The 11,909-nt window shown below is 46.3% G+C and carries 6 protein-coding genes; all 6 read right to left on the reverse strand.

From position 1 onward, the window contains the following. Positions 1 to 196: 196 nt before the first annotated feature. The 6 genes from Q1V85_RS15790 to Q1V85_RS15815 all read right to left on the reverse strand — a co-directional run bounded on the left by Q1V85_RS15790 (position 197) and on the right by Q1V85_RS15815 (position 11,387). Entirely contained in the window at positions 197 to 1,777 is a 1,581-nt protein-coding gene (locus tag Q1V85_RS15790) for a D-aminoacylase (RefSeq protein ID WP_300601444.1), read from the reverse strand. Between the two features lie 115 nt (positions 1,778 to 1,892). After that, a complete protein-coding gene (locus Q1V85_RS15795) occupies positions 1,893 to 4,430 on the reverse strand; it encodes a phosphocholine-specific phospholipase C (protein WP_300601446.1) in 2,538 nt (845 codons plus the stop codon). 138 nt (positions 4,431 to 4,568) lie between these two features. Further along, on the reverse strand, positions 4,569 to 6,122 hold the full coding sequence (locus tag Q1V85_RS15800) for a SusD/RagB family nutrient-binding outer membrane lipoprotein (protein WP_300601447.1): 1,554 nt from the start codon (positions 6,120 to 6,122) through the stop codon (positions 4,569 to 4,571). 36 nt (positions 6,123 to 6,158) lie between these two features. Next, the gene (locus Q1V85_RS15805) at positions 6,159 to 9,503 is read right to left on the reverse strand and encodes a SusC/RagA family TonB-linked outer membrane protein (RefSeq protein ID WP_300601448.1); all 3,345 of its coding nucleotides are present in this window, start codon (positions 9,501 to 9,503) and stop codon (positions 6,159 to 6,161) included. A 182-nt stretch (positions 9,504 to 9,685) separates the two neighbouring features. Further along, positions 9,686 to 10,786, reverse strand: a complete 1,101-nt coding sequence (locus Q1V85_RS15810) for a FecR domain-containing protein (RefSeq protein ID WP_300601449.1) — start codon at positions 10,784 to 10,786, stop codon at positions 9,686 to 9,688. 67 nt (positions 10,787 to 10,853) lie between these two features. Continuing rightward, positions 10,854 to 11,387 carry a sigma-70 family RNA polymerase sigma factor gene (locus tag Q1V85_RS15815; protein WP_300601450.1) on the reverse strand — a complete coding sequence of 178 codons (534 nt, stop codon included), beginning with the start codon at positions 11,385 to 11,387 and terminating at the stop codon, positions 10,854 to 10,856. Positions 11,388 to 11,909 lie beyond the last annotated feature (522 nt).

Here is an 11,909-nt window from a genome sequence, read left to right on the forward strand (position 1 = left end):
TTGAACACGCTTAAACTGAGAAGGATTTTGCTTCTGTAAATGACGGAGTTCTGGAAGGCTCTCTTTAATGAATAGCTCTTTTAATTTACCCATAACTCAAATATACAAAAAGATATTAAATTAATGTCTAATCGGTATTACTCTTCCGGGAAAATATAGAGAGCCCAGTTCTTTTCAGTGAATTACAGGGCTGGCTTTATTCTATAGCATTATTTCTCAGCGGCCTGCCGGCCCGCTCACCTGTATGCTTCCCGCCATCTACCGTTACTTTCCCATTTACCAGCACATATTCAAATCCTGTGGAATAAGCATGCGGTTTTTCAAAAGTGGCACGGTCCTGCACTTTTTCGGGGTCGAAGATAACGATGTCGGCTGCCATGCCTTCTTTAAGCAGGCCGCGATCGGTAAGGTTGAATTTTTGCGCCGGCAGCGAGGTCATCCGGCGGATGGCTTCTTCCAGTGAAAGCACGTTTTCGTCCCGCACATATTTAGCCAGTACCCGGGCATTGGTACCATAGCCGCGGGGGTGTGGCATGCCTTCATTCAGGATGCGGATAGAAGCATCACTGGCAAACATATTATACGGATATTTCATGATGTATTTTACATCTTCTTCGCTCATACCATGGAAAACGGCACTGGCACCACCGTTCATCATGATATCGATAACGGTTAATGCTTCCTCCCGGGCCTTGTGTTTGCGGCCTTTCATCCGGTTGATCTGCTCAATGCTTTTGCCGTTATAACTGGTGTCCGGTTTATAATACGCGACTACAGCGTAACTGAAATGTTTTAATTTCCGTTGTTTCAGGCTCTTCAGCATATCGTCTATAACGTATTTCCGTACTTCGGGACGCTGCAGGCGTGCCCGTACACTATCCTGCCCGTCTGCCAGCACCTCGCTGGGTAATAAGGTGCTGATGGATGTGCTGCTGGCCGTATAGGGATATTGATCAATGGTTACATCAATGCCTTCCTTTCTTGCATTTTCTACCATGGCTACGGTTTCCTTACTACGTCCCCAGTTTTGCTGACCGCTTAGTTTAAAGTGCGAGATCTCTACAGGGATCGCTGCTTCGCGCCCGATCTGCAAGGCTTCCCGGATGGCATCGGCTACCTGGTTGCCCTCGCTCCGCATATGGGAGGCATAAACGCCGTGATATTGGGCGGCGACTTTTGCCAGCGCAATGATCTCATCCGAATGGGCATAGGTGCCGGGTATATAAATAAGGCCGGTAGAAAGTCCCACGGCTCCGTCCTTCATCGCCTGCATGGTTAGCCGCTCCATTTTTTTGAGCTCTTCCGCAGATGGCGCGCGGTTGGCACGGCCCAGAACGGCTTTCCGTACATCATTGTGACCAATGAGGGAAGCTACGTTGATGGATAGTTTGAGTGAATCGAGCCAACGGAAATACCGGCCGATATTCAGGTTGGAAGCACCACAGTTGCCGGCTACTACGGTAGTAACCCCGTCATAGATAAAGCTCTGTGCCAATGGGTCTTTATCCTCATCGCCTTCAATATGCGTATGTACGTCGATGAATCCCGGGGCAACAATAAGCCCATCTGCGCCGATGGTAGTTGCTGCCTGGTAGTTAAGATTTTTACCGATGGCCCGGATCTTGCCTCCGGATATGGCAATATCTCCGTAAAACCAGCTGTTGCCGGTACCATTCATGATCTTTCCGTTCCGGATCAGTATATCGCAGGAGGACTGGGCCAATGCCGGCAGTGTGCCCAATATGCAAATCGTCAGCAGTGCTATTTTGTTGAACATAGCAGGTAAGGTACAAAAAAAGGGTGAATGCCACTGAATCACAGAAGCGCTGATATTTTAGCGGCTCAAAAGACCAAACAAATCAGTGTTTCAGTGCCTCTGTGGCACCCCTGCATCATAAAAGCAACGGGTCGCTAAATGATTCCTTGCCGCTTTCCACACGTCCGGCAAATTTCCGTTCAAAATTTTTATCAGCCTTATTAAAAACGGAGAAGTCGTACCAGCCAAAGCTTTTTTCCAGTACCAGTACCAGGCGCTGGGTTCCCATAGGAGGCAGCTTATGCAAAAGTTCCCGTTGTCCATAACTGTTATCACGGATGAGGATCTCCTGCTGCCGGTCGGAATGATTACGGATAACCAGTTGTACCTGTCCGTATCGTTTTCCAGGTCCCACTATGTACCCGCATTCAACGGAAAGCCGGGCTTCATCTCTGTGACCTTTTATTTCACGGTAAAAGCCGTTAGGACCAAATAGTGCCAGGTGATAATCCTTTCCGGCAAAACCGTTCAGCGGCACCTGGTATTGCAATTCCTCTCCGGCGGCTACAGCGAAGGACCAGTTGCGGTTGATGACCTTTTGCCCGTTGGTATCTGCGTAAGGAAGGTAGGCGTATAAGGAGAACGGACTTCCCATGGCCCGTTCCTTGAAAACGGAGATGGCAGCCTTCATCACCAGCTGCAGGTGCCGGCGATCTGCGTCTAAATGCGCATCGGCATACAATTCATAAGGAAGAGCGCTGGAAGGCTTTAATCCCTTTTCCTGCATAAAATAATGGCGGGTTTTGCCAAAGTTGCTGCGTATGGCCTGGATCTCATCTGCCGATAAGGGCGATACGCCTTGCGGAATGGGACGGTAACGGGCCTCATCAATCCGTTGCAGATAAGCATTCCGCTCCAGGAACTCCGGTTGTTTTACCGGTTCGCCGTTATAAGGACGGAATACGGACGAAAGATTACCGCATACAGCCCTCCGCCATTCGGAAAGATGGGGAAGCTGCAGCTTTTTTCCGGTTTTGCGCGATGCAAATTGCTCGATGAACTGTACCACCGAAGTATGGTCAAATACCTGGGAGTTTACATAACCGCCCCGCGACCAGGGACTGGCCACCACAAAGGGTACCCGGTAACCCAGACCAATGGAACCTTCCCGGGCATTGGCCTTGCTGACCCCTTTCTGGCGGATCTCATCATCCAGCGTTACAAATTCTTTATCAATATTGGTGATACTGGCGGATACAGCCCCGGTAGCGGGGTTCCGGAAATCCGGAGCGGTAAAGGGTGGCACATGGTCAAAGTAACCATCGTTTTCATCGTAGGTAAGGATGAAAACAGTCTTTTTCCAGATTTCTTCATTGTGCGTAAGAATGTCCAGTACTTCCGAAACATACCAGGCGCCAAACCAGGGGGCAGAAGGATGGTCTGAAAAATACTGCGGAGCTACCAGCCAGGAAACCGCGGGGAGCTTTCCGTTTTTTACATCTTTCCGGAAATTGGCCAGTACATCTGACTTTGGCACCTGCATCTTCCGTTTGGTGCCATGATCGTCGTATTCGATGGTTTCGGTTTGATGATAGTCCGGATCAAATGCATTGGTTGCAAAGGCTTTGTCGTGCAAGGCCTGCTGATCGCTGCTTAATGGTTCGGCAAGCTCTTTGCGGCAACGCTCCAATTCGGCATCATAGCGCTTTTTGCGTCCGTGTAAGCTGTTCAGTGCCCGTTTGATTTTTTGATCGTCTGGCTGCTCAATGGCTTTTTGCTCCAGTCCGGGCAACTCCTTTTCCAGGGTAGTGATCTGTTGTACCAGGTATTGCTCATATTTGCGGGAGCGGCGTACCCGGAACCGGGTGAACCATTCCAGCGGGTTATCAGTAAAATTACTCAGCCAGGCTTCTGCTTCGCCATCAAGTCCGGAAGGCAGGCTGAGCTCATTTTGATACACTTTCCAGGAAATATCGTGCTCCTGCAGCAGTTCCGGAAGCGTCTTCCAATCGCTTTCTGCACTGTAGTCCGATTCGCTGTTCCGGACCAGGGCAGGGCTGGATGCCAACCCATCTTTTCGGAGGGTGCCGGACCAGAAGTATAAACGGTTGGGTGTGGTACCCGTAAGCGAGGAACAAAAATGCTGGTCACATACCGTAAAGGCGTCTGCCAGGGCATAGTTAAACGGAATGTCTTTCCGTGTATAATAGCCCAGGGTCATCGGTTGTCCTTCAAACCCTTTATAGCCGGTTCTTTTCGCCGTCAGCCATTGATCATATTGTCCGTTATTGCGGGCATCCACCTGGTCGCCCCAGCTATGCGGAAGTCCGCCCATCCAGGTGATCCTGGTTTGCTGCATATCCAGCCGAAAGGGAAGATAGGACTTCTTTTCTTTGTCTGTTTGCAGCCAAACGGGATTACCGTCGGCGAGTTTTAACACACGTGGATCGTTAAAACCCCGCACGCCTTTTAAAGCACCAAAGCAATGGTCGAAAGAGCGGTTTTCCTGCATCAGCAATACAATGTGTTCGGCATCTTCAAACGTGGAGCCTTTAGCCGGGTTAATGGCCATCGCTTTTTGAATGGATGCAGGCAGCACAGAGAACACCCCGGCGCCGCCAGCCAGTAAACTGGTCTTTTTTAAGAAATTTCTTCTTGAAAAATCAATTGGCATGGTTATAACAGTTTAACGTTCACCGTTCAAAGTTTCATATTCAAGCAATATGGAGTGTAAACTTTGAACTAAAAAAACAGGTATGAGCCGTACACAACCCATACCTGCAAAATAGTTTTTATTGATGAAAAAAGATGGTTATTTCAGCAGCCACATTACCTGGTTGGCATCGTCCGAACCTCCGTACTGTGATTGAACGGCCGCAGCCACATTAGCTCCATTGTTATCCAGTTCCAACTGCGGGTAAAGCCAACGAACCGGGAACTGGTTGGCGGGAAGGTTACGGTTGGTTGCTGGATTTAATACAAACGCGGGGTAGCCGGTACGCCTGTTCTCATACCAGGCATTATAATCAACACCCTGTAAGAATCCGGCCAGGTATTTTTGTGTAATGATCTGTTTAATCTGGTTTTCCGAGCTGCCGGTAAGCGCTACTGCAGCCGTTGTAGGGTAAGCGGCAATGTAAGGCGCATCCATTGCCATGCCATGATTATATGCTGCGGGCGTATAATTTGCCAAAAAGTTCATGGAACTTTGTATGCCTGCCGCGTAGTAGGATTGCGCACTGGTTCCGGTGATCCAGCCTCTTACCGTGGCCTCAGCCAGGATAAACTGGATATCCCAGTAGTTTAACAGTCCAACGGGTTCTGCGTTGAACAACTCTTTATACCTTTTGTTGAAATCACAGAAATTACCAGAACTTCTTGCTGAAGTGGTTACGGAAAACAGGTCGGAAGCCTCTACACTCGCATAGGCATCCCAGTCGGAAGGCAATTTACCTGCGGTGATCTGTGCGGGCGCGGGCTCTGCATAGTAAAACAGCCGCCTGTCTTTTAAGGTCTTTAGTGGGGTAATCAAAGTGGCACCCACCATTGACTGACTGGAAAAGGAATTAAGCTGTATAGGCGTGCTGCTCCAGGGATACGCAAACCCAGCGGAATTAACATAGGTCACTGCAAAGTTATCATTATAATCGCGCATAAGTGGCCGGTTTGCTACGATATCCTTGAACCGGTTCACCACATTCAGGTCTGCATCGCCCGTTTTTTTATACAGCTGCATCAGTACATGCAATTCAAAACTGTTGGTGAGCCGGCGCCATTTATCTGCACTTCCCTTATATATGAAATCGCCTGAAAAATCAGTGCCTGCAGCAAATAATGTATTGGCACTGTCCAGTTCATTTAATATGCCAACAAATACCGATTTCTGGCTATCATATTTCGGTTTGATAATGCCGTTGCTTTCGCCCTTAAGCGCATCGGAGTAGGGGATATCGCCAACCTGCATGGTGAGCTGGTAAAACTGCCAGGCCCTTATAAAATATGCCAGTGCCGTATAAGAGTTTTTTAAACCTGCTGGTTCACTGGCTGCATAATTGAGCATGGGCGCTACATTGCGCAATACGCTCAAACGTCCAAAGTTGGTCCGGGCTATTTTATTGTACTGCAGGTCTTCCTGCCTTTCCGTCCACAATACATATTTCGACAGCATAAAAGGCGAGCAGAAACTTTTTGTACTTGCAATATCATCGGATGTGATGGATGTAAGCATATTGGTAGCCAGCCAGGCATCGGTAGATGTGGTGGATTTATCGGGGTTGGTATTGATGGTATCAAATTTTTGGGTGCACGATGACCATAGTATGGCCATAATCAGCATAGCCCTTATATATTTCAGCATAATTTTCATTTGTGTATTTTTAAAAGTCATACAATCTCGTTCACTTTATAATCCCAGCTTAATGTTTAAACCCAGCATTCGCTGCGAAGGCGCATTTAAGTTTTCATTTCCAAGATCGGGATCAGAGAACGTGAATTTTGTCCACAGGGCCACATTTTGTGCCGTTAAGGATACTGAAGCGTTTTTAATGCCGGCCTTGCTGTATAATCTGGAAGGGATCTTGTAGCCTACTGAAATTTCCCTCAGCTTAACAAAAGACTGGCTTTTTAATCCATGTTCATAGCTGTCGGTGTTATTCAGTTCCTGCATAAAGGCCTGGTATCCTACAGCTACGTCATTGCGATCAAATTTGCGGGTATCGGTAAGAATGCGTCCGTATTTATCGTAAGTAACATCACCGGAAACAATTTTTACACCTTCACCCACATAATTGGTAAGTCCTTTAACCACCTGGTCGTAGCGCCACTTGGTATCCGTTTCGGGGTTGGTGCCGCTGTCAAACATCTTGTTCCAGATATAATCATACATGATGCCGCCGATGCGCCCGTCGATGCTGATGCCCACAATGAAGTTGTTAATGGTAAAGTTGTTCACAAAGCCAAATGAAAACCTGGGATCTGTATAACCCATATTGGCCAGGTAGGGGCCAGATGCTACCAGTCCGCCTACAAGAATGAGGTTACCCTGTGGGTCCCGTAACAAGGGCTTGGATTCATATACGTCTTTTCTTGCGCCGGGTTTTATCCAAAGTTTATCGGGTGTGTACACAGAATCTAAATGAACGTAGTACCTATGATTGAAAGAATAGTTGATCAAGGAGTGCCATTCAAAATGCTTCCGTTTGATCACAGATCCGTCTACCGTTACTTCAATCCCTTTTCTCACATAAGTTTCCTGGGTGTTGATCAACGCTTCGTTAAAGCCGGACCCCTGGGAGATCTTGGGACTGATCTGCTGCTGGTAATAGTACTTGTTGAAATAGGCTAAATCTACATGTAAACGTCCTTTAAGAAAATACGCTTCTGTACCTGCTTCCCAGGTTCTTGAGGTAGAGGGTAGTAAGTCTGAAGCCTGCAGGTTAATCGGATAACCGGTGCTGGGCAAACCCCACGAAGTAGTGGGCGTGTACGTACGGTTGTTGTCATATACGCCTGCAGGTGTTTTACTTTGTGTCCAGGATCCGCGTACTTTCCACAGGTCTACGACCCGGGGCATATTGATAAACTGGGAAAGGATAACGCTTCCCGCAAAGGACGGGTAGAAGTAGGAACGCTGAGAAACGGATTGCGTAGAGCTCCAGTCGTTACGTCCGGTTATATCCAGGTAAATAATGCGGTTCCAGCCAAGGGAGGCTTTACCATAAAGGCTGTTTACCTGTTTTCTCCAGGTGCCGAAATTGGATTTAATTTTGTCGACACCCACCGTGGTAGATGCCACCGCATTGGCCAAAGAGTACCAGCCCGGAATAGCAAGGCCATTTACTGTTTGGGCGCCCTGCTCCCTGTTAACAAAATAGGTGATGCTTCCGCCACCCAGCAGGTTCATATCAAAATTTCCGATCTTTTTATTGTAGGTTAATATCAGGTCATTGTTGGTACTGAAGCCCCACATCTGGTTCATACCAAACATACCTTTCCCCCCGTAGTTCCAGGAGAAGGTAGATTTAATGTCTGTCGATCCAATAGTTGGACTTGATCCCCCCCGTGTGGAATTAATACCGGCAGGGCTTTGTACTGTTTCTTCATTTTTATAAAAATCATACCCGGTGCGGAACATCAGGTTCAGATCCCTGGTAAATTTATAATTGGCAGTAAGACTAGCGTTAAGCTTGTTTTTTTGAATACCATCTAATTTTTCATAGGCGATCATGTAAGGATTATCATACCATTCGGAGTATAACCAGTTTTGTTTTGTATTGGGAGTTACCCAATAGTCCCTGTACTGGCGGATATCATAATCGGGCCCTGTCCACATCTGCAGCTGGTAAATATAGCCCTGGGCTCCGTAACCTTGTCCCCAGATCTGGGGAGATTGCTCCCAGGTATAGCCCATACTGCTTTCTACACTTAGCTTCTTTCCTATTTTTAAAGCGCCGCTCATCGTATAATTAATGATGTTCAACTTTTCGTTGGGAAACTGCCCTTTGTTATAGATATGGTTGATACCGGCTCTGAAGAAGCCGTTTTCTCCATTTTGAGTAACAGTGATATTGTTATTGGTAATAAGGCCGGTTTGCAGAAAGTTCCTGAGGTTATTTTTGCCGCTGGATACCAGGGGCATTTTTTTGTTCTGCTTACTAATGGGGTCCCATTGCACAGCGCTGTCTCCGATATCTAATTTTGGACCCCATACATAGTCGGTAGCGATCTTTCCATCGAGGCCGTGACCGTAGGAGGTTTGTATTTTGGGTATGGCCAGGAAGCCCGATGCCACCATGGTGTTGCTGTTGATGTCGATAGACAGGCCGCCGCCTTTTCCTTTTTTGGTCGTAATCATAATGGCACCATTCGCTCCTTTATAGCCGTATAAGGCTGCAGCGGTTGGGCCTTTCAATACGCTGATGTCTTCAATATTATCCGACGGAATATCACGCAGGGTCATATTTTCATAAGGTACACCATCAATAACCAGCATCGGTTTCTCCCCGCGTAACTCAATGGTTGGGCTTGTGTTAAATTCGGTAGAATTTTTTATAACCAAACCCGATATTTTTCCGGTAAGCGAGGTAGCGGCATCTACTCCTTTTACGGTTTGGATCTGGTTACCACCTACTTTTTGTACTGCATAACCCAGGGCCTTTGTTTCGCGTGTGATACCCAGCGCCGTTACTACAACTTCTTCCAACGCACGGTTGGCTTCTTCAAAAACGATGTTGATGGTCTGCTGGCTGTTGACCCGAACCACCTGGGAGGTATAACCCACATAGCTAAATGTAAGCTCATCATATTCGTCTACTTCAATGCTGTATTCTCCCTTGTCGTTGGTAATAGTAGCCTTTCCCTTATTGGAGGAAACCGTAGCACCTGCAACAGCTTCGCCCTTTTGATTGGTTACGACGCCTTTTACCAGGATGTTTTTTTTAATGACCGCTTTTTCGCGGATCACGATCAAATTGTTGCTCATTTGCTGGTATTCCAGCCCGGTTCCATTGAGGATCGTTGGCAATAATGATAAAACAGGGGTGTTTTGTACTTTAATATTTACCATGCCGGTTTCATCTACCAGTTTATTGCTGAACACGAACCGGTAGTCGGTTTTTTTCTGGATGGTTTTTAAAATAGTAGACAGCCGGGCATTTTCCAGCTGCAGTGAAACAGATTCCTGGCCGTAGCCTGTATAAGCCGCAACCTGTGATGCCGTCGCCAGCATCAGGGCAAGACATAATTTCATAAACAACAGTTTTTTGAGCAACCGCCGGGGCCACTCATTCGCGTAAGCACATTTTTTCATACTTTTATTTTAGTTTTTTATTAAACGAGTGGAAGGTCTTGTTCCTTCCATTTTCCTGGGGGGAAATGGCCGCAATCCGTTTCTCCCTTTTTTGCTGGCTGATTTTTAATGTTGCATTGCTCTTATTTATATATGGTAATTTGATTTCCTTCCTTTTTATAAGAAAAAGAATAAGAAAGCTGTAAAGCTTTCAACACTTCTTCAATGGCTTCGTGCTGAAACGTAGCGGTATAGTGATAATGCGCTACATCGCCGTTCGTAATGGTGATCGTTACATTATATTCCCGTTCCAGGATATTCTTGATTTCCGACAGCGGCTGGTTTTCAAAAATCAGGAGATTGCTGACCCAGGCTGTTTCGATGTTTTGGTTGGAGTCATGATAAGAAAGGGGCAGCACTTCGGGTTTTGCTGCAATCTTCGCTGTAAGGCTGTCCGGAACGTTCATTACAAATTTCTGGTTTACCTCTAAGGTTTTATAAACAATATCGTTATTTCCCTGTGGAAGGAGGATCTGTACTTTTCCTTCCAGTAGCGAAGTTTCACTATACAGGTCATTGTTATACGCCTTTACATTGAACCGCGTACCAACCGCCTTAATCTTATAAGTTGCCACGTGCACAATAAACGGAAGCGTCTTATTATGGGCCACCTCAAACAGGGCTTCCCCGGTCAGGTATACATTCCGGTTCTGTTTTCCAAAAGCGGACGATACCTGCAGGCGGGAGCCGGCATTCAGAAAGACCTTTGTACTGTCTGGCAAAAAAATCGTTTTGCGCTCACCGGGTTGCGACTGGGCCGTTTCGCCGGAGCCGGTATTGGTTTTAGCGGCTAACGAAGATGAGGTTACCAGTGTTTTGGGCCGGTTTTGCAAATAAATACCTGCCATAACGAGGAGCAGGAGGCAGGCCGCAATGGCTGTCCATTTTTTCCACCCGATGCGTACCGGCGGAGGCGGTTGTTCATTGAGCGCATGCATGCTTTTGCCGGAAGCAACATATAACGCATGTTCAGGCGATTCGTCGGTAGCAGACAATTCATTTTGCTTTTTTTGCAGCATGTATCGTAATCCCAGTACCAGTTTTCGGGCCTCTTCAATGGTTATCAGTGCTTCCGGGTGCTTCAACAGATAATTATCCCATCGCGCAATGTCCTGGGAATTACTCCGTGTACAATAAGCGATAAAGGAATCATCGATGACAAGTTCTTCTACAGTATATGTCATATTTGTAAGGCCGGTTTCTATTACAGACGACAGCCTTTACAAAATCTAACCGCTTTTTTTAACTTTTTTATGGAAGCAGGCAAAGCATAAAATTTACCAGTCGTTCCAGCACGGCATCTTTTTTAAGATGCTGTCTTAAATGCTGGATCCCTTTTGAAAGGTTGTTGTAAACCGTTTGGTGTGTAAGGCCGGTTAATGCAACAATTTTTTCGGTAGAATGACCCTGGTAATATTTCATATAGATCACCCGCCGGAACCGGGCCGGTAATTTTTTATAGGCAGACGCGATATGGTTGATGAGGGCGGCGTCTGTTTCCAGTTTTTCAATAATCTCCTGGGTGGAGGGTAAGTTAAAGGATTCGATCTCCATATAATTTCCCTTTCGCTGCTGGCTCCGGTGCAGATCGATAAGCCGCCGTTTAAAAGCAGTTACCAGCCAGGCTTCGGGGTTTTGAATGGCATCGGGTATGTTTTTTTGCAGGAGGTCCAGGAAAAACTGGTGTACAATGTCTTCGGCTTCCTGAATACTATACCCAAAATGGCAGGCGATTGCTTGTAGCTTGGCCTTAAACGCAGTATACCAGGAATCGATCAGAAGCATAAGTCAAACTTACGCGAATAATTGATAAAAGAATGCGGGCGCTTTTAAGTTATTATTAATTGTTTGATAATGATTTGATTATGCTGGATGCGATACGTTGGAACAGGCCATAAATCAAACAATCCCTAGACTAGCGCGCGTTTGTACATTTAATATGAAACAAACAACTATATATGTGTAGGAAAAATGTCCCTTTGGTTTGTGCAAACGGTTGCTTAAAACGTTTTCGTAAAAATTTTCAGGACATTGGAAATGGATTAATGCTTCGAGCCTTACCTTAGGTTGTTATTTAGCATAAAAATAACAAAATTTATTTGGGAAAATTGCTTTGTTTTTATAGAACATCAACGATAGGCTTGTATTATTCCAATTGTAGATAACCAGTTGCCGGGCTTGCGCCATAGCGGGGCAGTGGATTTATACTGGCAGAAAATAACATGCTGCCACATGTAGAACTTATTTTTTAATGGCTGCTCAAAATATCAAAGATTTCATATGCTTCATCACCAAAACCGAAAAATT

This window comes from Niabella sp. (assembly GCF_030150205.1).
Lineage (GTDB): Bacteria > Bacteroidota > Bacteroidia > Chitinophagales > Chitinophagaceae > Niabella.